Raw genomic sequence first — 25,657 nt, 5'->3', positions numbered from 1 at the left:
GGCGCTATGGACAAACACACCGGTCTGCCTGTCGTGGGCATGGTGGGCGGCGGCCAGCTCGCCCGGATGACCCACCAGGCGGCGATCTCCCTCGGCCAGTCCCTGCGCGTGCTCGCCGCGGGGGAGAACGAAGCCGCGGGGCTCGTCGCCGGCGACGTCACCATCGGCCACCACACCGACCTCGAGGCGCTGCGGAAGTTCGCGGCGTCGGTCGACGTGCTCACCTTCGACCACGAGCACGTGCCGGGGGAGCACCTGCTGACGCTGGCCATGGAGGGCCACGTCATCCGGCCGGCGGCGTCCGCGCTCGGCTTCGCGCAGAACAAGCTCGTGATGCGCGAGATGATGGCGGGCCTCGGCGTGCCGGGCCCGGCGTTCGCCGAGGTGTCCTCTGTGGACGACGTGGTGGCGTTCGGCGCCGAGCACGGCTGGCCGGTGGTGCTCAAGGCGGCGACCGGCGGGTACGACGGCCGTGGCGTCTGGATGCTCGACACCGCGCAGCACGCGCGCGAGACCGTGCCGGAGCTGCTGGCCGCGGGCACGGCACTGCTGGTGGAGGCGAAGGTGGCGATGCGGCGGGAGCTGTCCGCGCTCGTCGCCCGCTCGCCCTTCGGCCAGGGTGCGGCGTACCCGGTGGTCGAGACGGTGCAGACCGGCGGCATCAACACCGAGGTCCTCGCCCCGGCGCCGGGGCTCGACGACTCGCGGGTGCACGAGGCCCAGGACCTGGCGCTGCGGATCGCGTCGACCCTGGACGTCACCGGGCTGCTCGCGGTCGAGCTGTTCGAGACCGACACCGGGCTGCTGGTGAACGAGCTGGCGATGCGCCCGCACAACTCCGGGCACTGGACCATGGACGGCTCGCGCACGTCCCAGTTCGAGCAGCACCTGCGGGCGGTGCTCGACTACCCGCTGGGCCGGACGGACCTGATCGCGCCCGCGTGCGTGATGGCGAACGTCCTGGGCGCGCCGGAGCTGCCCGAGATGGGGCCGGACGAGCGGCTGCACCACCTGTTCGCGCGGTACCCGGAGGCGCGGGTGCACCTGTACGGCAAGCAGGAGCGGCCGGGCCGCAAGCTCGGGCACGTGAACTTCACCGGCGAGCGCATGGAGGACCTGCGCAACCGCGCGCTGCTGTCGGCGCACTGGCTGTCCCACGCCGTCTGGCTCGACGGCTACGAAATCCACTGACGGGAGAGGTCGGTATGGCGCCGCAGGTGGGCGTGATCATGGGCAGCGACTCGGACTGGCCGACGCTGGAGGCGGCGGGTGCGGCGCTGGACGAGTTCGGCGTCGAGTACGAGGTCGGCGTCTACTCGGCGCACCGGACCCCGCAGCGCATGCTGGACTACGCGACGTCGGCGGCTTCGCGCGGCCTGCGCGTGATCATCGCGGGCGCGGGCGGCGCGGCCCACCTGCCGGGCATGGTGGCCTCGGCGACCGTGCTGCCGGTGATCGGCGTCCCGGTCCCGCTGAAGTACCTGGACGGCCTGGACTCCCTGCTGTCGATCGTCCAGATGCCGGCGGGTATCCCGGTGGCCACCGTCTCGGTGGGCGGCGCGCGGAACGCGGGCCTGCTGGCGGTCCGCATCCTGGCGGCGTCCGACGAGGGCCTGCGCGCGAAGATGGCGAAGTTCCAGGCGGACCTGGAGAAGCTGGTGCTGGACAAGGACGCGGCCCTGCGCGAGAAAACCGGCCACTAGCCGGGCTCGCCGGAGCACGAGCCGGCCCGGGCGCGTCGCCGGCCGGCCCGTGCGCCGCGGTCAGCCGTCCAAGTCGCCGACGAGCTGCTGCCTCAGCTCGCGCTTGAGCACCTTCCCCGCCGCGGACACCGGGATCTGCGTCACCACGTGCACCTCCCGGAGCCGCTTGTACGGCAGCACCTTCTCGTTGACCGCGGCCATCAGCGCGTCCGCGTCCAGCGATTCGCGGGGCACCACGAACGCCACCGGCAGCTCGCCGACCTCCGGGTCCGGCCGGCCGACCACCGCGGCCGCCGCGACGCCCGGCATGGTGACGAGCAGCTCCTCGAGCTCGCGGGGGAAGACGTTGTACCCCTTGTACAGCAGCATGTCCTTCTTGCGGTCCACAATAGACAGGTAGCCGTCGTCGTCGAGGATGCCGATGTCGCCCGTGTGCAGCCAGCCGTCCACCAGGGCGGCCGCCGTCTCCTCCGGGCGGTTGCGGTAGCCGAGCATGATCTGCGGGCCGCGCAGGCAGACCTCGCCCCGCTCGCCGACGGGCAGCGGGTCTTCGCCGCCCTCGGGCGGGACGATCTTGACCTGCGTGTCGAAGATCGGCACGCCCACCGAGCCGACCTTGCGCGTGCCCGAGCGGTACGTCGGCGAGATCACCGCGCCCATCGTCGCCTCGGTGAGGCCGTAGCCTTCGGTGACCACCACGCCCGGGAACCGCTCGCGCAGCGCGTTGATCATCGCGTGGTTCATCGGTGCCGCACCCGACCCGATCGAGCGGACCGACGAGAGGTCGGCGGTGTGGAACGACGGTGTCGCGAGCAGGGCCGCGAACAACGCCGGTGCGCCGCCGATGCCGGTGATGCGGAGCCGCTCGGCGTCGGCGACGTACGCCGCCGGGTCGAAGCGCGTGTGCAGGACCATCGTCGTGCCCGCGATCACCGCCGCGTTGAGGCCGCCGATGATGCCCATCGCGTGGAACCACGGCGTCAGGTTGATCGCGACGCCGGTGCCCAGGCGCGACGGCCACTCGTCCTCGCTGCCGATCTGGTCGAGCGTGACGTCGCCGTGCGCGTCGAGCGCCGGGACCGAGCCGGTGCCCCAGCAGGCGTGCTGGAGCGTGTTGACCACGACGTTGCGGTGCGACAGCCGCACCCCCTTGGACCGGCCGGTGGTGCCACCCGTGTAGGCGAGGTGGGCGAGGTCCTCGTGGAGGTCGAGGTCGACGTCCGGGGGAGTCTCCGGCTGGGCGGCGTGGAACGCCTCGAACTCGAGCGCGCCCTCGGGCAGGTCGCCGGTGGGCTGGACGACCACGGTGAACCGCGCCGGGATCCGGTCGGCGACGCTCGCCAGCGCGCCCGCGACCGGGCCGAACGTCACCACGGCCGCGGCCTCGCAGTCGGCGAGCTGGAAGGCGAGGTCGTCCGGCGGGAGCAGCGGGTTCGCCGGGCTGAAGGTGGCCCCGGCCAGCAGCGTGCCGTAGTAGGCGACCGGGAAGGCCAGGCAGTTCGGCAGGTGCAGCGCCACGACGTCGCCGCGGCCGATGCCGCGTTCGCGCAGGGCGTTGGCGAACCGGCAGGCGGCCCGGTGGGTCTCGGTGAAGGAGAGACTGCGGCCGTCGTGGGCGAAGGCCGTCCGGTCGCCCCAGCGCGCGGCACCCGCCGCCAGGATCGAACCGACGGGGACTTCGGGGTACTCGAGGGAGGTGGGCAGACCGGGCGGCGTCGTCGGCGCGGTGATCGGCATCACCCGACCATACGAACGGTGCGGTCAACGCCACAAGGACGACGTAGGTGAACGAGCGCTAACATCGATAGATCCCTCCCGACGTCGTAGAGAAGGTGACCGGAAGTGACCGACGGCCTGTACCAGCTTGCCGAGGAGCACGAGGAGCTGCGGGCCGCGGTCCGGGCCCTGGCCGAGAAGGAGATCGCGCCGTACGCGGCGGAGGTCGACGAGAACGAGCGCTACCCGATCGAGGCGTACAACGCGCTGGTCAAGTCGGGTTTCAACGCCGTGCACATCGGTGAGGAGTACGACGGGCAGGGTGCGGACGCGGTCGGTGCCTGCATCGTGATCGAAGAGGTCGCGCGGGTCGACGCTTCGGCGTCGCTCATCCCGGCGGTCAACAAGCTCGGCACCCAGCCGATCATCCTGTCGGCTTCGGAGGAGCTGAAGAAGCTCGTGCTGCCCTCGATCGCGTCGGGGGAGGCGTCGGCTTCGTACGCGCTGTCGGAGCGGGAGGCCGGTTCGGACACCGCGTCCATGCGGGCGCGGGCCCGGCTCGACGGTGACCACTGGGTGCTCAACGGCACCAAGTGCTGGATCACCAACGCCGGTGAGTCGTCGTGGTACACGGTGATGGCGGTGACCGACCCGGACGCCGAGAAGAAGGCCAACGGCATTTCGGCGTTCGTCGTGCACAAGGACGACCCGGGCTTCTCGGTGGGGCCGAAGGAGAAGAAGCTCGGCATCAAGGGCTCGCCGACGCGGGAGATCTACTTCGAGAACTGCACGATCCCGGCCGACCGCATCATCGGCGAGCCCGGCACCGGCCTCAAGACGGCGCTGCGCACGCTCGACCACACCCGTCCGACGATCGGCGCGCAGGCGCTGGGCATCGCGCAGGGCGCCCTGGACGCGGCGGTGGCGTACGTGAAGGACCGCAAGCAGTTCGGCAAGGCGATCGCGGAGTTCCAGGGCGTCCAGTTCATGCTGGCCGACATGGGGACCAAGATCGAGGCGGCCCGCCACCTGGTGTACGCCTCGGCGGCGGCCTCCGAGCGCGGCGACAAGCGCGCCGGCTTCATGGCGTCCGCGGCGAAGACGTACGCGTCGGACATCGCGATGGAGGTGACCACGGACGCCGTCCAGCTCTTCGGCGGCGCCGGCTACACCCGCGACTTCCCGGTGGAGCGCATGATGCGCGACGCCAAGATCACGCAGATCTACGAAGGCACCAACCAGATCCAGAAGGTCGTGATGGCCCGGGCTCTCCTCAAGGGCTAGATCGATCTTGATCCGGCAGGGCGGGCGGCAGTCGGGTACCGGTAAACCCGTTGGGGACCAGCGGACCGTGGCGCCATACTGTGGCCAATCCGCCTCAACAGGTGCACGGGGCGCCCGAGGCACAGCCGAACCGGCAGGGTAAGCAGCGACGTGGCGGATGTCGCACGCGTGGTGCGCGATCGGCACCTGCGTATCCCCTGCCGGACCCGCTCACTCCGCAGTCACGCCGAGTTCCCCGACTTCGCCAGGTCGTCTACCAGCCGTCGGCGCCGGCTCGCCCGGCGCGGTTCGGTTCGCTTTCCCACGCTGTGAGGATCGACAGCGCGTCGTGGGACGGCGTGCCCGGTTCGGCCGTCAGGACCATCAGGCGCTGGCCCGAACCGTCCGGGCTGGCCCAGGTGTCGCAGTCCAGCGTCAGGTTGCCGACCAGGCTGTGGCGGTAGTGCTTGGTTCCGTAGCTCGCGTTGTTGACGTGGTGTTCCGCCCACCACGTGCGGAAGTCGGGGTCGGCGACCGAGAGGTCGCCGACCAGGCGGGACAGCTCCGGGTCGGCCGTGTCGGCCGCCGCCTCCATGCGGAGGGCCGCCACTGCCTCGCGGGCGTCGTGCTGCCAGTTCTCGTGGAGTTCGCGGACCGCCGGGTTCGTGAACAGCAAGCGCAGGTAATTGCGCTGGTGCGGGGGGATCGCCGCGAAGTCGGTGAAGAGGGCCGTGGCCGCCGGGTTCCAGGCCAGGATGTCCAGGCGCCGGCCGAGCACCAGCGCCGGGGTTCCGGTGAGCTGGGCCAGGAGCCTGCTCATGGCCGGACGCACGCGCTGCGCGGGCCGGCGCCTGCGGGGGAGGGCGTCGGCCCGGCCGGCCAGCTCGTACAGGTAGCGCTGCTGGTCTTCGTCCAGGCGCAACGCCTTCGCCAGGGTGATCAGCACCGGTGCCGAGGCCCGGACGCGGCCCTGCTCCAGGCGCGTGTAGTAGTCCACGCTGATCGCCGCCAGCCCGGCGACCTCTTCGCGGCGCAGGCCGGTGACCCGGCGGCCCGCCGCCCGGTCCGGGAGGCCGCAGTCCCGCGGGGTCAGCTGGGCGCGGCGGGCCTTGAGGAACGCGCCCAGCGCCCGGGGGCCGGAATCCGGTGTCATGCCTCCAGTGTCCCCGCGCCGCCGCGCTCGAAGGGGGGCAAGGTCTTTCCCAGGCAGGAACCCGCTCTCCCGCCCGGGGCGGAACCGACGGACTGTGGTGGAGCAACGACCACCACGTCTCGAGGAGAACACCCCGATGGCCAGGACCACCGTCACCTTCGACAGCGCCGGCATCACACTCGCCGCCCACCTCCACACCCCGGACACGCCGGCCGCCGGGCCGTGGCCCGCCCTCGTCGTCGGGCACCCCGGGACCGGGGTCAAGGAACAGACCGCCGGCACCTACGCCCGGCTGATGGCCGAACGCGGCTTCGTCACCCTCGCCTTCGACGCCGCCTACCAGGGCGAGTCCGGCGGCCTGCCCGGCGGGCTCGAAGACCCCGCCCAGCGGGTCGAAGACTTCAAGGCCGCTGTCTCCTTCCTCATCACCCGGGAGGAGGTCGACGCCGACCGCATCGGGCTGCTCGGCATCTGCGCTTCCGGTGGCTACTCGCTCGCCGCGGCCGGGGGCGACCACCGCGTCAAGGCCGTCGCCACCGTCAGCGGGGCCGACGTCGCCCGCCAGTTCCGGTTCGGTGCCGACGGCACCCAGGATCCCGCCGTCTTCCAGGGCCTGCTCGACCTCGCCGCCCAGGCTCGCACCGCCGCCGCGCGGGGGGACGACCCCGGCGTCCTGACCATGTTCCCCGAGACCGCCGAACAGGCCGGTGCGCTCGGCGGTGAGCACGGTGTCGAGGGTTTCGAGTACTACTGCACCCCGCGCGGCGAGCACGAGCGGTCCGCCAAGTCCTTCGCCTGGCCGAGCGTCGACAAGCTGGCATCCTTCGACGCCTTCCACGCCGTTCCGCTCATCGCCCCGCGCCCGCTGCTCCAGATCGTCGGCAGCCGGGCCGTCACTTCGTGGATGGCCGTCGACGTCCACCAGCGCGCCACCGGCCCCAAGGAGCTCCACTGGATCGAGGGCGCGAGCCACGTCGACCTCTACGACAAGAAGGAGTACATCGACCCCGCCGTCGAGAAGCTCGCCGGCTACTTCCGGGACGCCCTCGCCGTCGGCGGAAAATGACCCACTAGGGGGAGGTTCGAACAAGTTACTCGCGCGTTGAACGTGCGGTGACGCGGGTCACCATCGGTTCACAGAGAGGTGAAGCGGATGGGCGCAACGACGCGCAGGTGGCTCACGACGGTCGTCGCCGCGGTGGCGGCACTCGCACTGGGGGCCGGAACCGGTCGAGCGGCCGAACGAGAACCGACCGGGCCCGTGCAGCCCACCATCCTCACGGCCGCCGTCTACTCGCTCGGGGCGCCCACCATCGCTCCTCCCGGGGCCAACGACTGGAACTGCAAACCGAGCGCGCAGCACCCCAACCCGGTTCTCCTCTCCAACGGGACCACCGCCAACGCCTACGAAAACTGGGCCAACCTCTCGCAGAAGCTCGCCGACGCCGGGTACTGCGTCTTCGCGGGGAACTTCGGCGGCGCCCCCGGCTCCTTCCTGCAGACCGTCGGGCCCGTCGCCGACACCGCGAAAGCCCTTGCCGCCTTCGGGGAACGGATCCTCGCCGCCACCGGGGCCGCGAAGCTCGACGTCGTCGGGCACTCGCAGGGTGGGATGAACATCCGGTACTGGATCAAGTACCTCGGGGGCGCGGACAAGATCAGCCGGCTCGTCGGGCTGTCGCCGTCCAACCACGGGACCGATCTCTTCGGGCTGCTGAGCACCCTCGAGATGATCCCCGGGGTCCCCGCCGCGCTCGGGGCCGTCTGCCAGGCCTGCAACGACCAGGCCGTCGGCTCGGACTTCCTCGCCGACCTCAACGCCGGCGGGGAAACCGTGCCCGGCATCCGGTACACCGTCATCCAGACCCGCTACGACGACGTCGTGACGCCGTACACGAGCGCTTTCCTCGCCCCCGCGTCGAACGTGCGGAACATCCTGCTGCAGGACGTCTGCGGGCTCGACTTCACCGACCACCTCGGCATCACCTACGACCCCGTCGCGCAGGGGCTGGTGCTCAACGCGCTCGATCCCGCGCACGCGAAGACGCCGCCGTGTGTCTTCGTGCCGCCCGTCCTCGGCTGAGTTTCGCCACATGAGACATAACCCACCGCCGGGGCGGATTTGCGCTCCGGCGGTGTCACCCTCGAAGCATGTACTGGCCGGTTCCGGCGTCCTGGACGCCCCACGACGAAGCCGAGCTGGTCGCCGGCTGGCGGCTGTGGCTCGAGCTGTCCGATCGCGCCTGGCCGACCGCCGCCTGGGACGGGACCCCGGCCGGCGCCGTCCGCCAGCTGCGTGACCTGCTCGCCGCGTGCGACGAGATCGAGACCGCCTACCGCGCGGCCGCCGATGAGCCGTCGGCCGGGTTCCTGAGCCTGACGCAGGGCCTCGCCGTCACGGCGGGCTCGGCGATCTCGCTGTGGTTCGACGACTTCGACCAGCTCGACGGCGAACGCGCGGCCCTGCTGCACGAGGACCTCGCCCGGTTCGCCGAGCAGGCGGAACAGGTCCTGACGCTGCTGGCGGTCAACGGCGGCTGGGCCGGTCTCGACGAGGTGCGGCGCCGCCCGGCCTAAGCCGCCGTCACCGTCGGATCGGTGCCGCCCGCCGCGACCGGCCGGAACCGCGTGCCGCACAGGTCGGCCAGCGGGCGGTCCAGGGTCAGCTCCGAGTCCGGTTCGATCGCCCAGCCGAGCTCGACGACCGCGTCGGCCTCCTCCCGGTACTCGACCTGGTGCGTGACGTGCCCGTCGGCCACCGACCACTCGCCGCCGACGGTCAGGTGCAGCCGGGCGGTCAGCCGGCCCGGTGCCGGGACGTGCCAGCGGAACCGGTGGACGAGGAATTCGGTGCTCCAGCTCGCCCAGTACATCCAGCCCGACCCGTCCGGGCGGAAGCCCAGGTCCGAGTACTCGGGGTCGTTCGGGTAGACCTCCTGTTCCGACCAATAGCCGAGCAGCGGGTTGTCCATGAGCGGATCGTCCCAGGCACAGCAAGTGATTAGGCCGCTTGGCCGAGCGGAACGGGGTCGGGCGTGGGTACTCCAGCAGGCATGAACCGGACAGAGGCCACCGCCGAACGAGGCGAAAAGAGCAACACCGCGCAACTGCTCGGCCGCGCCGGCATGGCGTGCTACGGCGTCGTGCACCTCGTCATCGCCTACCTGGCCCTGCAGGTCGCTTTCGGCGACAGCGAGCAGGCCGACCAGAAGGGTGCCCTGGAGCAGATCGGCTCGACGGCGTTCGGGCAGGTCCTGCTCTGGATCGTCGCCGTCGGCCTGATCCTGTTCGGGCTCTGGCAGTTCATGATGGCCGCGACCGGCTACGAGTGGGTCAGCGGCGGCAAGCGGACGCGCAAGCGGATCGGCGCGGCCGCGCGCGGTGTCGTCGTGATCGCGCTGGGCATCAGCGCCATCCGCATCGCCACCGGCAGCGGAGGCGGGTCCAGCAACCAGAACCAGCAGGAGTTCACCGCCAAGCTGCTCCAGCTGCCGGCCGGGCCGGCGCTGGTCGTGATCGCCGCCGCGTGCGTGCTGGGGGTCGCCATCGCCGCCGGTGTCAAGGGTGCGAAGAAGAAGTTCCTCGAAGACCTGAACACGACCGAGCTGCCGGGCAAGACCAAGCGCTGGATCGGCGGGGTCGGCACCACCGGCTACCTGGCGAAGGGTGTCGTCCTGGCCGTCGTCGCGATCCTGCTGGCCATCGCCGGCTTCCAGGCCGACCCGAACAAGGCCGGCGGGCTGGACGCGGCCCTGAAGACGCTCGCCGCCCAGCCGTTCGGCCCGGTTCTGCTCACCGTCGTGGCGCTCGGCCTCGCCGCGTTCGGCGCCTATTGCTTCGGCGCGGCCTGGGCGCACAAGCGCTGAGGGCGTGCCTGTCGGTTTCCTGTCGATCACCGTCCGGAGCTTCGGGTCCGGGTGCTCGGTGCCCTACTTTGGGTCGGGTCAGTTGAATATTCACCTACCCGGGAGCTGAAACCGATGTTCGGACGATTCAAGGACGTGGCCCTGTTGCTGGGGAGGATCGGCGTCGCGGTCGTCTTCCTCGCGCACGGGCTCCAGAAGTGGAACAACGGCATCGACGGCACGGCGAAGTTCTTCGAGATGGCGGGCATCCCGCTGCCGACGGCCGCCGCGGTCTTCGCGATGACGGTCGAGATCCTCGGCTCGGTCGCCTTCATCGTGGGTTTCCTGCTGCCGCTCGTCGGCATCGGCTACGTCGTGATCTCGGTCGGTGCGCTGCTCTCGGTGCACATCGACAACGGCCTGACCGGCCAGGGCGGCTACGAGCTGGTCCTGGTGCTCGCGCTCGCCGGGCTCGCCCTCGGCTTCAACGGCGGCCGGATCTCGCTCGACCACCTGCTGTGGGGCCGCAGGCGCGCCCGCCGCGACGTCGAGGCGGGCGAGCTGCAGAACGCCTGAGCCGCAAGCGCGGTGAAGGCCACCTCGCCGAGGTGGCCTTCACCGTTTCACGCCGGGAGGTCCGCCGTGGTGCGTTCCGCCTCGCGGCGGGCGTCCAGCTTCGCCGGGTCCGCGTTGCTGATGTGGACCAGGTGGACGCCCGCCGCCAGGGGGACGAGCAGGCCGTCGAGGATGCCCTCCGGCTCGGTCCAGTCCCGGGTGGACAGCACCCGGTCGCCGGCGGTGAGGCCGAGTTTCGCCGCGCGGGCCCTGGCTTCGGCCAGCACCTCCTCCACAGTGGACTCGAAGAGCGCGGCCGTGCTGCCGGGGATCGGGAACAGCGGGCGGTACTGGTCGCCGGCCAGCCGCGCCTCGCTCAGGTAGTCGAACGCGCCGCCGCCGGGCGGCTCGGCGAGGCCGCGGCCCATCGGGTCGAGCGTCACGACGGCGGTGGCCGCCGCGCCGGTCGGTTCCGGGTCGTCCGGCCCGACGAACGCCACCCGCGCACCCGCGCCTTCGGTCACCACGCGCGCCCCGCACCACCACGCCCCGAGCAGCACGCCGACGGTCTGCCAGTGCGCCGGGAGCTGCACCGCCACGGCGTCGCCCGGCTCGACGTCGAACTCCTCGGTCAGCCAGTTGGCCGTCTTCGCCGCCCAGTTCGCGGTGGTCGCCACGGACAGCTCGACGCGGCTGCCCAGCTGGTCGTCGTAGTGGGTGATCAACGGTTGGGCGGCCGGCAGCGGGCGCAGCAGCTCGTCGGTCAGGCTCATGGGGACAAGGCTAAAGCGCGGACCGCGCGCCGCGCCGGTTGACACCGGCTGACCGGCCTCAGTACGTTTGCTTTGAAAGCAAAGTTATCTCGCGAGCTGGGGGACAGCATGACGATTCTCGTCACCGGAGCCACCGGACACGTCGGGCGCGCGGTGGTCGACGCCCTCGTCGCGGCCGGTCAGGACGTGCGCGCGTCGAGCCGTGACGCCGCGAAGCTCGACGTGCCGGACGGCGTCGCGAAGGTGAGCGCGGACCTGGAAGTGGCCTCGACGCTGGAGCCCGCGCTCGACGGTGTCTCCGCCGCCTTCCTGTACACGCGTCCGCAGGGCATCGAAGGATTCGTGAAGGCGGCCGAGGCGGCCGGCGTGCGGCACGTCGTGCTGCTGTCGTCGGCCGCGACCCTCGAACCGGATGCCGCGCACAGCCGGATCGCGGGGCTGCACCGCGCGGTCGAGCAGGCCCTGGCCGCGGGGTCGTTCGCTTCGACGGCGTTGAACCCGGGCGCGTTCGCGACGAACACCCTGGGCTGGCGCGCCGACGTCGCGGAGGGAGTGGTCCGCACGGCGTACCCCGACTCGCGGATCGGGGCGATCCACGAGCGGGACATCGCCGACGTCGCGGCCCGGATCCTGATCGACGGCTCGCACGACGGGGAGTCGCTCGCGCTGACGGGCCCGGAGCCGATCTCGTTCCGCGAGCAGGCCGAGGTGCTTTCGGCCGTTCTCGGCCGGCCGTTGCGGGTCGAAGAGCTGACGAAGGAGCAGGCCATCGAGCGCATGCTGGCGCTGGGCTGGCCGCCGGACGTGCCGGCGTCCGTGCTCGGGGCCTGGGAGCGGACGGTGCGGGAGCCGTCGGTGGTGACGGACGTGGTCCGCGAGGTGACCGGCCACGCGCCGCGGACGTTCCGCCAGTGGGTCGAGGAGCACCGCGCCGACTTCAGTTGACGCAGGTGACTCCGGGGGAGGCCTCGGGCAGCGGCGCCGCGGCGGGGGCGGCGCCGCTGCCCGAGCCGCCACCGGAACCGCCGCCCGCCGGGGCCTGGGCCGCCGCTGCCGGGGCGGGACGGCCCGCCAGGCCCGCCACGAACTCGCGGACCGCCTTCAGGTCGATCTGGACGATGCTCTGCCCGTCCGCGCTGCGGCCGTTCGCCGTCACCACCGGGATCGTCGCGAACGTCAGGTCGCCCGACGCGATCCCCTTCGCCTGCTGCGCGAACTGCAGCAGGTCGAGGCCCGGGTCCAGGGTCAGCGACCGGTGGACCGCGTCCATCAGGTCGTTCAGCATGCCCGGGCTGGTCAGCGTGCCCGCCGACAGCAGCTGGTGCAGCGCCGACGACAGGAACGCTTGCTGCCGCACGATCCGGTCCAGGTCGCCGCGCGGCAGGTTCTTGCGCTGCCGGACGAACGACAGCGCCTCGCCGCCCGAGACCGTCTGCTCGCCGCGGCGGAAGTTCGCGCCCGAGTCCTTGTCCTCGGTCGCGTGGTTCAGGCACACCTTGACGCCGCCGAGCGCCTCGGTCATCAGGTAGAACCCCAGCAGGTTGATCTCGGCGTAGTGGTCGATCCGCACCTGCGTCAGGTCCTGCAGCGCCTGCACCAGCACGCGGCGGCCTTCGGTGTCGGAGTCGCGTTCGATCTTCGCCTGGTCGCGCTCGCCCTGCCCCCGCATCGCCTGCGCCGCGCGCGCCTTCGCCACGCCGTACGCTGAGTTGATCTTGGCTTCGCCGCGGCCCGGGATGGCCGTCCAGGTGTCGCGCGGGATCGAGACCGCCGACGGCTTGCCGCCGTTCTTCGGCACCCGCAGCAGGATCATCGTGTCGGTGTTCACCGCGCCGTCGTTGGCTTCGGTGCGCAGCTGCCGCAGCACCCGCGGCGGCAGCGCGTTGCCCTGCGCGTCCGTGCGCGCGTCGCTGCCGACGAGCAGGATGTCCTCGGCGCCGTCGTCCGCGGGCGGCGGCGCGGGCTCGCCGGCCCGCGGGGTGAGCGCGTCGGTCGTCGGGACCGTGCTCTGCAGCTGGTCCTTGGTGACGTAGACGTAGCCGCTGGCACCGAGCGCGAGCAGGGACACCAAGCCGACCGCCACGCGGCGCGTCACCCGGCCTGCGCGACGCACCCGCGAAGGCGCAGGCGCTTGCCGCGGAAACGGCGACGGCTTCCAGTCGTCGCTCTCCGTCACCGGCTCGGCGGTTGCCTCCGGTTCTTCCTGGTCGTCTGCCACGCTGGCTTTCCTCCCCCGAACACCCTGCGTACCCAGTCTAGTTGACGCAGGGGACGTCGCCCGCCGTGATCGGCGGCGCGGCGGGGGTGGCCGGGGCCACCGGCGGTTTCGTGGCCGGCGACGTCGGGGCGCCACCGGCTCCGGCGGCCGAGTTCCGCAGGTCCTTGCCCAGCAGCACGCGCACGTGCCCGGCCGGGACGTCCCGGTCCGGCTCGGCCTGCGCCGCGGTGCCCAGCGCCTGCTTGACCAGCCCCAGCGCGGTGTCGTCGCCCGGGTGGTAGCGGATGACGGTGGCGTTGCGGGTGCTCAGCCGCTGGTCCGCGGCGAGCGTGAAGCCCTTGCTCTGCAGCGTGGCGTGCGTCTGGCCGGCCAGCGACGGCGAACCCGAGCCGTCGAACAGCTCGACCGTGACGGCCTGCGCGCCGGCCAGCTGCGTCGACGTCGGCGTGGCCGGGGTGTCGCCGTCCGACGTCAGCCGCATCACCTCCGCCGCCACCTGGGCCGGGTCGACGCGCAGCACGTCGGCGCCGCCGATGGTCGCGTTGCCCAGCGTCGGAATGGTGTGGAACTCGATCCGGCCGCCGGTCAGGCCGCGCATCTGCTCGGCGAACTCCGTCAGGTCCCAGCCCTGGGACAGCACCACGGACTTCTTCACCGCCGCCACCAGATCGGCGATCTTGCCGGGGCTGGTCAGGACGTCGGTCGAGATCACCTTGCGGGCCAGCCCGGACAGGAACGCCTGCTGCCGCGCGATCCGGTCGAGGTCGTAGTTGGGCAGGCCGTAGCGCTGGCGGACGAACGCGAGCGCCTGCACGCCTTCGATCGTCTGGCGCCCGCCCGGCAGGTCGACGCCGGACTTCGTCTCCTTGACCGGACCCTTGAGGCAGACCTCGACGCCGCCGATGGACTTGGTGATCTCGTAGAAGCTCGCCAGGTTGACCTCGGCGTAGCGGTCGATCATGCCCGGCTTGCCGATGAACTTCTCGATCGTGGCGATGAGGTTCTTCCGCCCTGCGACTTTTGCCTGCGCGTCGGCTTCCTTGAGGTCGGTCATGCCCTGGCGCTGCAACGCCCGGTAAGTGTCCGTGTACGCGTAGACGAACGCGCTGTTGAGCTTGTGCTTGCCGAAGCCGCCGGTCAGCTCCACCCACGAGTCGCGGGGGAACGAGATCGCGATCGCCTGCTTCCCGTTCTGGGGGATGTGCACGAGGATCATCGTGTCGGTGTTCAGCTCGCCGTCGGAGACGCCGGCGTGCAGCATGTCCAGCACCTCGCGGGGCAGCGGGTTGCCCTGCGCGTCGGTGCGGCTGTCCTGGCCGACCAGCAGGATGTCGACCGCGCCGTCGAGCGGCTTCGCGTGCGCTTCGGTGTCGGCGAACACGTTCGTGGTCGTCAGGCCGGTGTTCGGGTCGCCGATGTAGTTCCAGCCGTACCAGGTCAGCGCCAGGACGGCGACGGACAGCAGGGACACCACGACCTTGCCGCCGCGGCGGGCGAAGACCGCGACACCGTGGCCGGTCCGCCCCCGGCGCGCCGGGATGGTCGGCGCAGCCTGTTCGGTCACGCGCTTCCTCCCCTGTGACCCCGTACTTCCCCCAGGGCACCAGCGTGCCTCCACCGAGACTCTACTGAGGGTGTTGTGGGACCTCCGTAGGCTGGGGGCGGATTGCCCCCTCCGGGGCGCGAGGGAAAGGCGGGAAGATGCGGGTCCTGGTCACCGGTGGTGCCGGCTTCATCGGGTCGCACTACGTCCGGCAGGTGCTGACCGGCGCCTACCCGGCGTTGCGCGACGCCGAGGTGGTGGTGCTGGACAAGCTCACCTACGCGGGCAACGAGGCCAACCTGGCCCCCGTGGCCGCCGACCCGCGGCTGCGGTTCGTCCGCGGCGACATCTGCGACACGGCACTGGTGGCCGACGTGATGACCGGTGTGGACCTCGTCGTGCACTTCGCCGCGGAGTCGCATGTGGACCGCTCGATCCTCGGTGCCGCCGACTTCGTGCTGACGAACGTGCTCGGCACGCAGAACCTGCTGCAGGCGGCGCTGGAAGCGGGCGTCTCGAAGTTCGTGCACGTGTCCACCGACGAGGTGTACGGCTCGATCGAGCACGGTTCGTGGTCCGAAGACCACCTGCTGGAGCCGAATTCGCCGTACTCGGCGTCGAAGGCGTCGTCGGATCTGGTGGCACGGTCGTTCTTCCGCACCCACGGGCTGCCGGTGTGCATCACCCGGTGTTCCAACAACTACGGTCCGTACCAGTTCCCGGAAAAGGTCATCCCGCTGTTCGTGACGAACCTGCTCGACGGCCGGAAGGTGCCGCTGTACGGCGACGGCCTCAACGTCCGTGACTGGCTGCACGTGGACGACCACTGCCACGGCATCCAGCTGGTCGCCGACGGCGGCCGCCCGGGCGAGATCTACAACATCGGCGGCGGCACCGAGCTGACGAACCGCTCGCTGACGGAGAAGCTGCTCGAGGCCGTCGGCGCGGGCTGGGACAGCGTCGAGCCGGTCGAGGACCGGAAGGGCCACGACCGCCGGTATTCGGTGGACATCACGAAGATCAGCGAGGAGCTGGGGTACGCTCCGCGCGTTTCCTTCGAAGACGGTCTGGCCGGGACGGTGGCCTGGTACCGGGACAATCGTGCGTGGTGGGAACCGCTGGCCGAGCGGGCCGCGCTGAAGAAGTAGGGGAAGTTTCTGTGCCGCTGACGGTGCTTGTGCCCGGGGGTTCCGGGCAGCTCGGCCGGGATCTCGCCGCACTGGCGTCCGCTTCGGTGGACGTCGTGGCTCCGGGTTCGGCCGAACTGGATGTGACGGCGACGGGCCAGGTACTGGCCGCGGTCGGCGCGTTGGCCGAGCGGGCCCGGGCAGCGGGTTCGGCGCCGGTGGTGATCAACGCGGCGGCGTACACGGCGGTCGACAAGGCCGAGACGGACGAGGAGCGGGCGTTCGCGGTGAACGCGGACGGCCCGCGCGTGCTCGCGGCGGCCTGCGCGTCCCGGCGGGTGCCGCTGATCCACGTGTCGACGGATTACGTGTTCTCCGGAGACGCTTCGCAGCCGTACGAGCCCACGGACGAACTGGGGCCCCGGTCGGCGTACGGCCGCACGAAGGCGGCGGGCGAGGACGCGGTGCTCGGGTCCGGGGCGTCGTCGTGGGTGGTGCGGACGTCCTGGCTGTACGGCAAGTCGGGGTCGAACTTCGTGAAGACCATGGCGGCTTTGGAGTCTTCCCGGCCGGAACTGTCCGTTGTGGACGATCAGGTGGGCGGTCCCACGTGGACGGCCGACCTGGCGGCGGGGTTGCTGGAGCTGGCTTCACGGGTGGTCGCGGGGGAGGGGCCGGCGGCACGGGTGCTGCACTGCACGAACTCGGGTGCGGTGAGCTGGTGCGGGTTCGCGCGTGCGGTGTTCGCGCACTTGGGGGCGGATCCGTCCCGGGTGAAGCCGTGCACCACGGCGGAGTTCCCACGGCCCGCGCCGCGTCCGGCGTACTCGGTGCTGTCGCCGGCTTCGTGGGTGGAGGCCGGGTTGACGCCGCTGCGGTCGTGGGAAGCGGCGCTGGACGCCTACTTCGAGGGTGCCGAGTAAGCGAGTGTCATCGCGGTCGTCTCGGCGGCCCACGTGGTCCAGTCCAGGCCGTCGGGCCAGTAGTGGCGGGTGGCGGCGCGGTGCACGCAGGCGCCGATGACGGTCCGGGCGGCCGGGCTGTCGCCCACGGCTTCGACGAAGGCCTGCTGGATGGTGGCCCGCCAAGGACTGGGTGAACGCGCCGACGACCGCGCGGACCCCGGGTGGCGGGTCGCGGAGGGCTTCGCCGACGCTCGCCTTCAACGGCTGAGCAGCTGATCCTTCACCGCGAACAGGAGCTGGTCCTTGCCGGCGAAGCGACCGGTCCGGGATCCCGGTCTTCGCTTCGCACTCCGACGAACTGCTCGGAGAACTGTGCACCGGCGCCCTGTGGATGGACGAAGGCCGGATCCGTCTGAGCGGTCGCTCGACGGTGTTCTCGCCGCCTACAAGAGGTCAGTGGCGCCCTGAGGCCAGCCGGTAGGCGCCGACCGTCAGCTCGGCGCACGTTCGCCACGTGAAGTTGGCCGCGTGGGCTCGCCGGGATGCCGAGGTCGCCACCGCGTGTGGGTCCGTCACCGCCGTCCGCAGCGCGGCCGCCAAGCCGTCCACGTCGCCGTACGGGACCAAGCTCGCGCACTCGCCCGCCACCTCGCGCAGGGCCGGGATGTCCGTGCACACCACCGGGACGTCGGAGGCCATCGCCTCCAGGACCGGCAGGCCGAACCCCTCGTCGCGCGAAGGCAGCACCAGGGCCGATGCGCCCGCCACCACCGTGCGGAGGTCCACATCGGACAGATAGCCGGTCTGGAACCGTCGCGGGCCGCGGGGGAACGGGCCCGGGCCGGCGAACACCAGGTCCGGGAGGTCCGGGGCCGCGTCGTGGGCCCGGGTCAGCCAGTCCAAGCCCTTGCGGGGCCCGGCCGCGCCCGCGAACAACAGATACCGCGCCGGCAAGCCGAGGCGCGCGCGGCGCTCGTCGTCCGGGGGGCGGGCGGTGAACCACGCCGGGTTCACGCCCAGCGGGGTCACCACGATCTTCTCGCGGGAGACGTCGAGGCGCTCGGCCACCGCGTCCGCCACCGCCGCCGTCGGGGTGCAGATGACGTTGGCGCGGCGGGCGCCGCGGCGGACCAGGGCCGGCAAGCCGCGGTCGCTCGGGGCCAGCTCGGCCGGGTTGTCCAGGAACGCCAGGTCGTGGATCGTCACCACGCCCGCCGCACGGAGGCGGCCGGGGAGCACGAAGTTCGTCCCGTGCACCACGTCCGTCGGGCCGGCGAACAGCTCCACCGGCGGGAAGTCCGACCGCAGCCACGCCGCCCGCAGCAGCCGCGCCGCCACCGGCATCCCCCGGGCGCGCGCGCCGTACGGGAGCACGTGGCGCAACCGCCGCCAGCCGCGCAGGGTGAACGCCACCGCGCGCGTGTCGACCTCCGGGATCGAGACCAGTTCTTCGCTCAGCGCGGCCGTGTAGCGGCCGATCCCGGTGCGCGCGCCGAGCAGCGGGGTGCCGTCGAGGAGAACACTCAGAGACCTAGCCACGGCGGAGCCGTTGCTTCGCGACCTTCACCGCGCGACCGCCCACGCGCCGGGCCAGCTCCGCGGGCCCGCCGGCGTCGAGGTATTCGCGGATCAGGTCCAGGTCCCGCCGCAGCATCGCCCGGCCGCGGATCGGCGGCGTCGTCACCAGGTCCGCCGAGCCGGGCAGCCGGTCGGCCGCCGGGCGCGGGTCGCGGCAGAACTCCACCAGCGGCTTCAGCGCCTCGGGCCACGCGAACCGCTGCGCGACGACGGCGAGCCGCTCGACGCAGCCCGCGGCGAATTCCTCGTCGTACAACGCCTTTTCGAGCGCGTCGGCCAGGGCGGCGTCGTCTTCGGCCGGGACGACGACGCCGAGGCGTTCGGTCCGGACCAGGTCGGCGAACGCGTCGCCGTCGGTGGTGACGATCGGCAGGCCCGCCCACAGGTAGTCCAGGACCCGGGTGCGGAACGCGAAGGTCGTCTCGACGTGCTCGTAGTGCGTCGTGACGCCGCAGTTCGCGTCCAGCAGCCAGTTCTGGCGCTCGTGGTAGGGCACCCACTGCTCGTTGAAGTAGACGTGCTTGCCGGTCAGCCCCAGCGCGTCGGCCAGCCGGATCGTCCGCACGCCGATGTCCATCTCGGCGACCTCGGGGTTCGGGTGCTTCATGCCGAGGAACACGAGCCGGACGTCGCTGCGGTTGCGCCGCAGGCGATCGATCGCGCGGACCAGGGTCAGCGGGTCGAACCAGCTGTACACCCCGCCCGCCCACAGCACGACGTGGTCGGTGCCGCCGATGCCCAGCGACGAGCGCAGCCCCGGCCCGGTGCGCACCGGCGCTTCCGGGGGCAGGCCGAAGGGGACGACCGCGAGCAGCGACTGCGTCGTCGGGTCGGCGTCGTAGAGGCGCGGCGAAAGCCGGCCCATCGCGGCGAGGTGGCCGAGCCAGAAGTGCCGCTGCCGCTCGGACGCGCAGAGGAAGAAGTCGCCGCGTTCGAGCTGGGCGTCGAGGACGCGGGTGACGCCGGCGAGGTCGGCCGCGCGCTGGTCGTCGGGGACGCCCTTGCCCTGCTCCAGCAGTTCCAGGTGCATCGGGTCGTACAGGTCGGCGACGACGATCTTGCCGCTGTGCTGCTTCTTCAGCGACGGCGCCAGCTCCAGCACGTGCCCCTGCAGGACGACGACGTCGGCCCAGGCGATCGGCGCGTCCAGCTCGCGGTGCTTGCCCGCGCCGACCCGGAACGGCGCGGGCGGCGGCGTGGCCAGGGGGTTGGTGGTGATGAGGTGGACGTCGTGCTCGGCGGCGAGCGCGAGGGCGATGTTCCAGGCGCGGATCGCCGGGCCGGCCATCCGCTCGGTGAGCGCGTCGCCGGTGATCACCAGGATCTTCCGGCGCTGCCCGAACGCCTTCTCGATGCCGAACGCCTCGACGAGGATGTCGTGCGCGGCCAGGTAGCGCGGCAGCGGGTACGCGGGCTCCAACGCCTTGCGCAGCAACGGAAGCAGGTCGGCGTCGGTGCGGACGCGGGCGGCCTGTTCGACCGCCCGCGACTCGGCCAGCGACGGCAGCTGCTCGACGAACTGGTCGATCGCGAGGAGCCCGGCGAGCGTGGTGCGCGGGATGGCGACGTCGCCGGATTCGACCGGGCCGACGCCGTGTTCGAGGTCCAGCTGGGTGGCGTCCAGCTCGCCGCGGGCGGTGGCCCGGCGCACGGCCAGGGCGAGCGCCGCGGGCAGCGCCCTGACCAGGGTCTCGTCGGAGAGGTTCTTGTAGAGCGCGGCCAGGGCGTTGCGTTCCAGGAGGAACGTCTCGCGGCCGGTTTCCGGGGCGTCGACCGAGGCCATCGTGGCGTGGTGGCGGTGGAACGTCAGCGACTCCGGCACGTACCGGACGCGCCAGCCGCGCAGGTTGAGCCGCCAGCCGAGGTCGACGTCCTCGTAGAACATGAAGAACCGCTCGTCGAAGCCGCCGAGCTCGGCGAACACGCCCGCCCGGACGAACATCGCCGAGCCGGTGCCGAACAGGACGTCCTTGGCGGCCTCGTGCTCGGCGGCCGGGACGTCGGCCAGCGGCGTGCCGGCGTGGCGCTTGTAGCCCATGCCGAACCAGGTGAGGCCGCCGTCGACGAAGTCGGTGCCGGTGCCGTCCCAGTCGAGGACCTTGCTGGCCACGGCGGCCACGCCGGGCTGGGCGCGCAGCTCGGCGACGGCGGCGGAGACCCAGCCGGGCGCGGGGCGGGCGTCGTTGTTGAGGAAGCCGAGGACGGTGCCCTTCGCGTGCTTAGCGCCGAGGTTGCAGCCGCCCGCGAAACCGGTGTTGCGGCCGGCCTCGACGACCTGGGCCTGCGGGACGGCCTCGCGGAGGCGCGCGGCTTCGGCCGGGTCGGCGGAGTTGTCGACGCAGATCAGCTCGAGCTCGGGGTAGTCGTGCTCGGCGAGCGCGCGCAGGCAGGTGATCGTGTCGTCGGCGCCGTGGTAGTTGACCACGATCACCGAGACGAGCGGTTGCGGTTCCCCCTGCGCCAAAGCCAGCTCCTGTCGTCGGATTGCCAGCAAGCTTAAAGGCCCGCCCATGCCTCCCAGACCGCGCCTCGGCCGAGAGCCGCGCGGCGGGTGATCTTGCGCCGGGTCCGCAACGTCGCTGGTAGCCGCACACCCACCTCGGCCAGCACGCGGCAGCGCAGGCCGAACCGGAAGTTCGCCGCCGCCGGCCGCCCGGGGCGCAGCGGCAGCACCGCTGTCAACACGGCGAATCGGAGCAGCTGGTTCACCGCGACGCCGCGGGGCGCACAGCGCAGCAGCATGAGCAGGCGGTTGCGCTCGTTCCAGCGGTGGAACAGGGGCGAGCCCAGCTCGCTGCTGACGCCGTGGGCGTGCCGGACGCGGGCGTCGGGCGCCGCGACGACGTCCCACCCGGCCAGCCGCAGCCGCCACGCCGTGTCGGTGTCCTCGTAATAACAGAAGAATCCGGCCGGAACGCCGTGCACGCTCCTGAGCGCGTCGGTGCGCAGCAGGGCCGCGCCGCCGCAGAAGCCGAACACCTCGCCGGCGGGTTCGGTGACGTCGGCGCCGTGGCCGTCGGCGGTCAGCCGCACGCCGGCGGACTGCGTGGTGCCGTCGGGACGCACGAGCCGGGACGTCGCCGCGGCGGCCAGCGGCGCCTTTACGAGGGTGTCCTCCAGCGTGGCGAGCCAGTCCGGTGCGGGCTCGGCGTCGTCGTTCAGCCACGCCATGAGCGGGGTCTGGACCTTTTCCAGGGCGACGGCGAGCGCGCCCGCGTACCCGGTGTTGCGCGGCAGCCGGACGACTTGCGGATGCGAAGAGTGGGCCGCGAGCAGGGCGGCCGTGCCGTCGGCGGAGGCGTTGTCGACCACGAGCGTCCGATGTGGACGGGTCTGCGCGGCGAGCGCGTCGAGGCAGGCCGTGATCTGCCCGGCGCCCCGCCAGGTCACGACTACCACCGTGGTGGCGGGATTCGCGGTCACGTCCCGCACAATAGCCGCGTGCCCGAACTGGTCGTGCTCGCCGAGCAGCTCCTCGCGCCGGTGCCCGGTGGCACCGGGCGCTACACGGCCGAGCTGCTGCCCGCGCTCGCGAAGACCGCGCCGCCGGGCTGGACGGTGTCCAGCGTGGTCGCGCGGCACGCCGACGTCGACGCGGCGCGGCTGGACGGCGTCGACGGGCCGCGGGTACTGCGGATCCCGCCGCGGGCGCTGGTCGCGGCGTGGCAGCTGGGCCTGCTCTGGTGGCCGGGCGGCGACGCCGTGCACGCGCCGACGCCGTTCGCGCCGCCGCGCGCGCCCGCCGGGAAAACGCTGAGCGTGACCGTGCACGACACCGTGCCGTGGACCCACCCCGAGACGCTCACCGCGCGCGGGGTCAGCTGGCACCGGTCGATGATCGCGCGGGCCGCGCGGCGGGCGTCCGGGCTGGTCGTGCCGACCCGGGCGGTCGCCGACGAGCTGGCGGTGCTCATCGACGTCGACGTCCCGGTGCGGGTGGTGCCGCACGGCGTCCGGGTGCCGGCCGGTGACGCGGACCTGGAGCTGCCGGCGCGGTACGTGCTGGCGGTCGGCACGATCGAGCCGCGCAAGGGCATCGACGTGCTGGTCGACGCGGTCGCGGCGTTGGAGGGCACGGTGCTGGTGCTGGCCGGCCAGCCGGGCTGGGGCGGCGTCGACCCGGTGGCGCTGGCGGCCGAGCGCGGCCTGCCCGCCGAGCGGCTGCAGGTGCTCGGGAAGGTGTCGGACGCCGAGCTGGCGACCGTGCTGCGCCGCGCCGACGTGCTGGCCGTGCCGAGCCTCGCCGAGGGGTTCGGCCTGGGCCTCCTGGAAGCGATGGCGGCCGGGATCCCGGTGGTGCACACCGACGTCCCGGCGCTGGCCGAGGTGGCGGGCGGGGCCGGGCTGATGGTGCCGCGAGGGGACGCGGCGGCGTTGACGGCCGCGCTGCGCGAGGTGCTGGGGTCGCCGTCGAGGGCGGCGGAGCTGACCCGGGCGGGGCGGGAGCGGGCCCGGACCTTCACGTGGCGTCGAGCGGCGGAGGCCGTGTGGGCGATCCACCGCCGCGCGCACGACTGAACCTCGTTCCGCGCACTGACCAGCCCGGTTTGCCAGTTCCTCACCATGGCGCGGGGGCGTCGCCGTACTCTGCTGGGGTGAGCGATGACCCCCGGGTGCTGATCGACGCGACCGCGGTTCCCGCGGACCGCGGCGGGGTCGGCCGGTACGTGGATTCGCTCGTCGCCGCGCTCGACGCGGACGGGGCGCGGATCACCGTCGTCTGCCAGCCCCGCGACCTGCAGCTTTACGATCAGCTGGCACCGCGCTCCCGGGTCGTGCCTGCCTCCCCGGCGACGACCACCCGCACGGCCCGCCTGACCTGGGAACAGGCGACCCTGCCCCGCCTGGCCCGCCGCCTCGGCGCGGACGTCGTCCATTCGCCGCACTACACGATGCCGCTGGCGACGTCGGCGGCATCGGTGGTCACGCTGCACGACGCGACGTTCTTCACCGACGCGGTGCTGCACTCGTCGGTGAAGGCCCGTTTCTTCCGCGCCTGGACGGCGACGGCGCTCCGGCGGGCAACGCTGTGCGTCGTGCCTTCGGCGGCGACGGCCGCGGAGCTGACCCGCGTGGCCCCGGTGCGGCACGCTTCCCTGGAAGTGATTCACCACGGAGTCGACAGCGAGCGTTTCCACCCGCCCTCCCCGGCGGAGGTCGCGGCGGCGCGCGCGGCGGTCGGCCTGGGGCGGACGCCGTATGTGGCGTTCCTGGGGGCGCTGGAGCCGCGGAAGAACGTGCCGGCGTTGATCCGCGGCTTCGCGCGGGCGGTGGCCGGGCGTGCCGACGCGCCGGCGTTGGTGCTGGCCGGTCAGCCGGGCTGGGACACGCAGGTGGAGCGGGCGCTGGACGCGGTGCCGCACCGGCTCCGCGTGATCCGGGCGGGGTACCTGCCGTTCGGGACGCTGGCGGGCTTCCTGGGCGGTGCTTCGCTGGTCGCGTACCCATCGCTGGGCGAGGGGTTCGGGTTGCCGGTCCTGGAGGCGATGGCGTGCGGCGCGTGCGTGCTGACGACGCGCCGGCTGTCCCTGCCCGAGGTGGGCGGCGACGCGGTGGCGTACTGCGGAGTGGGGGCGGGTGACGTCGCGGCGGCGTTGAGCGAGCTGCTGGCCGACCCGGGCCGCCGAGCCGAGCTGGCGACGGCGGCGCAGCAGCGGGCCAAGGAGTTCTCGTGGGCCACGACCGCGGAACGGCACCGGGAGGCGTACGCCAAGGCCTGGTCCCGCCACCTCCGCACCCGCTGAACCGTGATCCGAGAGCCGACACGCGTGATTCAGAGGTCGACACGGCGTCGTGCGGTGTGTCGGCTTTGCAATCACGCGTGTCGACCTCCTGATCACGCGTGTCGACTGTTCCGTCACGGGCTGCGGGGTGGCGGGGTTGCCCTGCGTGACGCGTGGACAATGGCCGGGTGACTGAGCACTCCCGCTATGGCGACGATGTCGGCGTCGTGACCGTGACCTACTTCTCCGAGGACACCATCGAGCGGTTCCTCGACACCCTCGAGAAGGCCACCGAGCGCGAGGTCAAGGTGGTCATCGCGGACAACGCGTCCGTCGAAGGCGCGCTCGAGCGGGTCACCGCCGATCGGAAGAACGTCCAGCTGCTCCCCATCGGGGAGAACGTCGGCTACGGGACCGCCGCGAACCGGGGCGTCGCCGAGCTCGATGACTCCTACGGCTGGGTCGTCGTCGTCAACCCCGACCTCGAATGGGAGCCCGGGTCGCTCGACGCGCTGCTCGAGGTCGCCCGGCGGTGGCCGCGCGGGGGTGCCTTCGGGCCGCTGATCCACGACGTCGGCGGGACCGTCTACCCCTCGGCGCGGCTGCTTCCCTCCTTCGGGCGCGGGATCGGGCACGCCCTCTTCGCGAAGGTCTGGCCCGGCAACCCCTGGACGAAGCAGTACCGGCAGGAGACCGGCACCCCGGCCGAGCGCGTCTCGGGCTGGCTGTCCGGCTCGTGCCAGCTGTTCCGCCGGGAGGCGTTCGACTCCGTCGGCGGCTTCGACACGCGCTACTTCATGTACTTCGAGGACGTCGACCTCGGCGACCGGCTCGCCAAGGCCGGCTGGCTGAACGTCTACGCGCCGACCGCGCGCGTCACGCACGAAGGCGGGCACTCGACGTCACAGGCGTCGAAGAAGATGCTGGCCGCCCACCACGCCAGCGCCTACCGCTACCTCGCCGACCGGCACCAGGGGCTCGCCTGGAAGCCGGTGCTGGCCGCCGTGAAGCTCGGCCTCGCGGTGCGGCTGAAGCTCGAGACCCGCTAGATCCCGTCGAGCCGGCGCGAAAGGTCGGACTTGCCGATGTTCTGCGTCACCGTCGGCACCAGGCCGGTGTCCTCCGGATCGGGCTCCTTCAGCGGGCTCGTGATCTGCTCGGCCTGGGGCCGGCGCGACAGCGGCGTGGACATCGGCGTCGTCGGCGACGGCGTGCTCAGCGGTGTCGTCGCCTGCGGACGGCGGCCGCCCTGGACCTCCATCCGGCGGGTCGGCGCCGCGCCGGCCAGCGGGTGGTCGTTCTCCTCGATCAGCGACGCCGGCAGCTGCGTGGTCGTGTCGGGGTCGCGGCTGCGGTCGAGCCCGTCGATCTGCGCGCGCGGGATCTGCTGGGTGTTCGCCGAGTCCATCGGTGACGTCGCGCTGTCGGGTGTCACGACGAACACACCGCGCGCCTGGGCTCGTGCGAGCAGGGCGTCCGCCCGATCGCGGGGGTCCATCCCCTCGGCCTCCCGACTGACCCGGGGCCCTCTGGGGAAAGGCCCGCCTGTTTCCTG

Annotated in this window: 25 protein-coding genes; 14 read left to right on the top strand and 11 right to left on the bottom strand. The window is 72.4% G+C overall.

The genetic code is table 11. The features are described from left to right. The first annotated feature begins 6 nt into the window (after positions 1 to 6). Positions 7 to 1,191 carry a 5-(carboxyamino)imidazole ribonucleotide synthase gene (locus H5965_RS17035; RefSeq protein ID WP_310970937.1) on the top strand — a complete coding sequence of 395 codons (1,185 nt, stop codon included), beginning with the start codon at positions 7 to 9 and terminating at the stop codon, positions 1,189 to 1,191. Between the two features lie 14 nt (positions 1,192 to 1,205). Next, positions 1,206 to 1,703 (top strand): 5-(carboxyamino)imidazole ribonucleotide mutase, encoded by a 498-nt coding sequence (purE, locus tag H5965_RS17030; protein WP_310970935.1) that lies wholly within the window; start codon positions 1,206 to 1,208, stop codon positions 1,701 to 1,703. Positions 1,704 to 1,763: 60 nt separating this feature from the next. Here the strand turns inward: purE and H5965_RS17025 are convergent, their stop codons facing one another. Continuing rightward, positions 1,764 to 3,440, bottom strand: coding sequence for an AMP-binding protein (locus H5965_RS17025; RefSeq protein WP_310970934.1), 1,677 nt, complete (start codon positions 3,438 to 3,440; stop codon positions 1,764 to 1,766). A gap of 105 nt (positions 3,441 to 3,545) precedes the next feature. On the opposite strand from H5965_RS17025, the gene H5965_RS17020 reads away from it, so the two are divergent. Continuing rightward, positions 3,546 to 4,703 (top strand): acyl-CoA dehydrogenase family protein, encoded by a 1,158-nt coding sequence (locus tag H5965_RS17020; RefSeq protein WP_310970932.1) that lies wholly within the window; start codon positions 3,546 to 3,548, stop codon positions 4,701 to 4,703. Between the two features lie 253 nt (positions 4,704 to 4,956). Here H5965_RS17020 and H5965_RS17015 read toward each other — a convergent pair whose 3' ends face one another. After that, on the bottom strand, positions 4,957 to 5,835 hold the full coding sequence (locus H5965_RS17015) for a helix-turn-helix domain-containing protein (protein ID WP_310970930.1): 879 nt from the start codon (positions 5,833 to 5,835) through the stop codon (positions 4,957 to 4,959). A gap of 136 nt (positions 5,836 to 5,971) precedes the next feature. On the opposite strand from H5965_RS17015, the gene H5965_RS17010 reads away from it, so the two are divergent. From H5965_RS17010 to H5965_RS17000, 3 genes are all read left to right on the top strand, one after another. After that, positions 5,972 to 6,901, top strand: coding sequence for an alpha/beta hydrolase (locus H5965_RS17010; RefSeq protein WP_310970929.1), 930 nt, complete (start codon positions 5,972 to 5,974; stop codon positions 6,899 to 6,901). Positions 6,902 to 6,988: 87 nt separating this feature from the next. Continuing rightward, the gene (locus H5965_RS17005) at positions 6,989 to 7,918 is read left to right on the top strand and encodes an alpha/beta fold hydrolase (protein WP_310970927.1); all 930 of its coding nucleotides are present in this window, start codon (positions 6,989 to 6,991) and stop codon (positions 7,916 to 7,918) included. 68 nt (positions 7,919 to 7,986) lie between these two features. Next, positions 7,987 to 8,412, top strand: a complete 426-nt coding sequence (locus H5965_RS17000; protein ID WP_310970926.1) for a hypothetical protein — start codon at positions 7,987 to 7,989, stop codon at positions 8,410 to 8,412. On the opposite strand, the gene H5965_RS16995 is transcribed toward H5965_RS17000, so the two are convergent. Beyond that, positions 8,409 to 8,807 carry a hypothetical protein gene (locus H5965_RS16995; RefSeq protein WP_310970924.1) on the bottom strand — a complete coding sequence of 133 codons (399 nt, stop codon included), beginning with the start codon at positions 8,805 to 8,807 and terminating at the stop codon, positions 8,409 to 8,411. The two genes, H5965_RS17000 and H5965_RS16995, sit on opposite strands and share 4 nt — an antisense overlap. 81 nt (positions 8,808 to 8,888) lie before the next feature. On the opposite strand from H5965_RS16995, the gene H5965_RS16990 reads away from it, so the two are divergent. Next, positions 8,889 to 9,701 carry a DUF1206 domain-containing protein gene (locus H5965_RS16990; protein ID WP_310970922.1) on the top strand — a complete coding sequence of 271 codons (813 nt, stop codon included), beginning with the start codon at positions 8,889 to 8,891 and terminating at the stop codon, positions 9,699 to 9,701. Between the two features lie 114 nt (positions 9,702 to 9,815). Continuing rightward, complete coding sequence (locus H5965_RS16985) at positions 9,816 to 10,256, top strand: DoxX family protein (protein WP_310970921.1); 441 nt, start codon at positions 9,816 to 9,818, stop codon at positions 10,254 to 10,256. A 47-nt stretch (positions 10,257 to 10,303) separates the two neighbouring features. Here the strand turns inward: H5965_RS16985 and H5965_RS16980 are convergent, their stop codons facing one another. After that, on the bottom strand, positions 10,304 to 11,008 hold the full coding sequence (locus tag H5965_RS16980; protein ID WP_310970920.1) for a TIGR03089 family protein: 705 nt from the start codon (positions 11,006 to 11,008) through the stop codon (positions 10,304 to 10,306). A 108-nt stretch (positions 11,009 to 11,116) separates the two neighbouring features. Here H5965_RS16980 and H5965_RS16975 point away from each other — a divergent pair, with 108 nt between their 5' ends. Next, entirely contained in the window at positions 11,117 to 11,953 is an 837-nt protein-coding gene (locus H5965_RS16975; RefSeq protein WP_310970918.1) for an NAD(P)H-binding protein, read from the top strand. Here H5965_RS16975 and H5965_RS16970 read toward each other — a convergent pair. Then, positions 11,946 to 13,226 carry an LCP family protein gene (locus tag H5965_RS16970; protein WP_310970916.1) on the bottom strand — a complete coding sequence of 427 codons (1,281 nt, stop codon included), beginning with the start codon at positions 13,224 to 13,226 and terminating at the stop codon, positions 11,946 to 11,948. The two genes, H5965_RS16975 and H5965_RS16970, sit on opposite strands and share 8 nt — an antisense overlap. A 37-nt stretch (positions 13,227 to 13,263) precedes the next feature. After that, positions 13,264 to 14,790 (bottom strand): LCP family protein, encoded by a 1,527-nt coding sequence (locus H5965_RS16965; RefSeq protein WP_310970915.1) that lies wholly within the window; start codon positions 14,788 to 14,790, stop codon positions 13,264 to 13,266. A 137-nt stretch (positions 14,791 to 14,927) separates the two neighbouring features. Between H5965_RS16965 and rfbB the strand changes: the two genes are divergently transcribed. Beyond that, on the top strand, positions 14,928 to 15,917 hold the full coding sequence (gene rfbB, locus H5965_RS16960) for a dTDP-glucose 4,6-dehydratase (protein WP_310970914.1): 990 nt from the start codon (positions 14,928 to 14,930) through the stop codon (positions 15,915 to 15,917). Between the two features lie 11 nt (positions 15,918 to 15,928). Further along, positions 15,929 to 16,819 (top strand): dTDP-4-dehydrorhamnose reductase, encoded by an 891-nt coding sequence (gene rfbD, locus H5965_RS16955; protein WP_310970913.1) that lies wholly within the window; start codon positions 15,929 to 15,931, stop codon positions 16,817 to 16,819. Here rfbD and H5965_RS16950 read toward each other — a convergent pair. The 4 genes from H5965_RS16950 to H5965_RS16935 form a co-directional block, all read right to left on the bottom strand. Next, a complete protein-coding gene (locus H5965_RS16950; RefSeq protein WP_310970912.1) occupies positions 16,798 to 16,947 on the bottom strand; it encodes a hypothetical protein in 150 nt (49 codons plus the stop codon). The genes rfbD and H5965_RS16950 overlap by 22 nt on opposite strands. A gap of 307 nt (positions 16,948 to 17,254) precedes the next feature. Then, positions 17,255 to 18,340 carry a glycosyltransferase family 1 protein gene (locus tag H5965_RS16945; protein WP_310970910.1) on the bottom strand — a complete coding sequence of 362 codons (1,086 nt, stop codon included), beginning with the start codon at positions 18,338 to 18,340 and terminating at the stop codon, positions 17,255 to 17,257. Next, complete coding sequence (locus H5965_RS16940) at positions 18,333 to 20,843, bottom strand: glycosyltransferase (RefSeq protein WP_310970909.1); 2,511 nt, start codon at positions 20,841 to 20,843, stop codon at positions 18,333 to 18,335. Before H5965_RS16940 ends, H5965_RS16945 begins: the two co-directional genes overlap by 8 nt. A 32-nt stretch (positions 20,844 to 20,875) precedes the next feature. Beyond that, positions 20,876 to 21,811, bottom strand: coding sequence for a glycosyltransferase family 2 protein (locus tag H5965_RS16935; protein ID WP_310970908.1), 936 nt, complete (start codon positions 21,809 to 21,811; stop codon positions 20,876 to 20,878). A 9-nt stretch (positions 21,812 to 21,820) separates the two neighbouring features. Here H5965_RS16935 and H5965_RS16930 point away from each other — a divergent pair, with 9 nt between their 5' ends. The 3 genes from H5965_RS16930 (at position 21,821) to H5965_RS16920 (ending at position 25,151) form a co-directional block, all read left to right on the top strand. Then, on the top strand, positions 21,821 to 22,897 hold the full coding sequence (locus H5965_RS16930) for a glycosyltransferase family 1 protein (protein WP_310970906.1): 1,077 nt from the start codon (positions 21,821 to 21,823) through the stop codon (positions 22,895 to 22,897). Positions 22,898 to 22,992: 95 nt separating this feature from the next. Continuing rightward, on the top strand, positions 22,993 to 24,123 hold the full coding sequence (locus H5965_RS16925; RefSeq protein ID WP_310971364.1) for a glycosyltransferase family 1 protein: 1,131 nt from the start codon (positions 22,993 to 22,995) through the stop codon (positions 24,121 to 24,123). Between the two features lie 167 nt (positions 24,124 to 24,290). After that, the gene (locus H5965_RS16920) at positions 24,291 to 25,151 is read left to right on the top strand and encodes a glycosyltransferase family 2 protein (protein WP_310970905.1); all 861 of its coding nucleotides are present in this window, start codon (positions 24,291 to 24,293) and stop codon (positions 25,149 to 25,151) included. On the opposite strand, the gene H5965_RS16915 is transcribed toward H5965_RS16920, so the two are convergent. After that, positions 25,148 to 25,600 (bottom strand): hypothetical protein, encoded by a 453-nt coding sequence (locus H5965_RS16915; protein WP_310970903.1) that lies wholly within the window; start codon positions 25,598 to 25,600, stop codon positions 25,148 to 25,150. The genes H5965_RS16920 and H5965_RS16915 overlap by 4 nt on opposite strands. Positions 25,601 to 25,657: the final 57 nt, after the last annotated feature.

Origin of the sequence: Amycolatopsis sp. 505 (assembly GCF_031625235.1) — a bacterium.
Lineage (GTDB): Bacteria > Actinomycetota > Actinomycetes > Mycobacteriales > Pseudonocardiaceae > Amycolatopsis.
The sequence above is the reverse complement of the archived record's forward strand: the minus strand, read 5'-3'. Positions and strand labels throughout refer to the sequence as shown.

Bases quoted from the DNA above. Each gene is read 5' to 3' on its own strand.
- H5965_RS17015 (WP_310970930.1), bottom strand. From the start codon at position 5,835: ATGACACCGGATTCCGGCCCCCGGGCGCTGGGCGCGTTCCTCAAGGCC.
- H5965_RS16985 (WP_310970921.1), top strand. From the start codon at position 9,816: ATGTTCGGACGATTCAAGGACGTGGCCCTGTTGCTGGGGAGGATCGGC.
- H5965_RS17025 (WP_310970934.1), bottom strand. From the start codon at position 3,440: ATGCCGATCACCGCGCCGACGACGCCGCCCGGTCTGCCCACCTCCCTC.
- H5965_RS17010 (WP_310970929.1), top strand. From the start codon at position 5,972: ATGGCCAGGACCACCGTCACCTTCGACAGCGCCGGCATCACACTCGCC.
- purE (WP_310970935.1), top strand. From the start codon at position 1,206: ATGGCGCCGCAGGTGGGCGTGATCATGGGCAGCGACTCGGACTGGCCG.
- H5965_RS17000 (WP_310970926.1), top strand. From the start codon at position 7,987: ATGTACTGGCCGGTTCCGGCGTCCTGGACGCCCCACGACGAAGCCGAG.
- H5965_RS16975 (WP_310970918.1), top strand. From the start codon at position 11,117: ATGACGATTCTCGTCACCGGAGCCACCGGACACGTCGGGCGCGCGGTG.
- H5965_RS16915 (WP_310970903.1), bottom strand. From the start codon at position 25,600: ATGGACCCCCGCGATCGGGCGGACGCCCTGCTCGCACGAGCCCAGGCG.
- H5965_RS17035 (WP_310970937.1), top strand. From the start codon at position 7: ATGGACAAACACACCGGTCTGCCTGTCGTGGGCATGGTGGGCGGCGGC.
- H5965_RS16995 (WP_310970924.1), bottom strand. From the start codon at position 8,807: ATGGACAACCCGCTGCTCGGCTATTGGTCGGAACAGGAGGTCTACCCG.
- rfbB (WP_310970914.1), top strand. From the start codon at position 14,928: ATGCGGGTCCTGGTCACCGGTGGTGCCGGCTTCATCGGGTCGCACTAC.
- H5965_RS16980 (WP_310970920.1), bottom strand. From the start codon at position 11,008: ATGAGCCTGACCGACGAGCTGCTGCGCCCGCTGCCGGCCGCCCAACCG.
- H5965_RS17005 (WP_310970927.1), top strand. From the start codon at position 6,989: ATGGGCGCAACGACGCGCAGGTGGCTCACGACGGTCGTCGCCGCGGTG.
- H5965_RS16990 (WP_310970922.1), top strand. From the start codon at position 8,889: ATGAACCGGACAGAGGCCACCGCCGAACGAGGCGAAAAGAGCAACACC.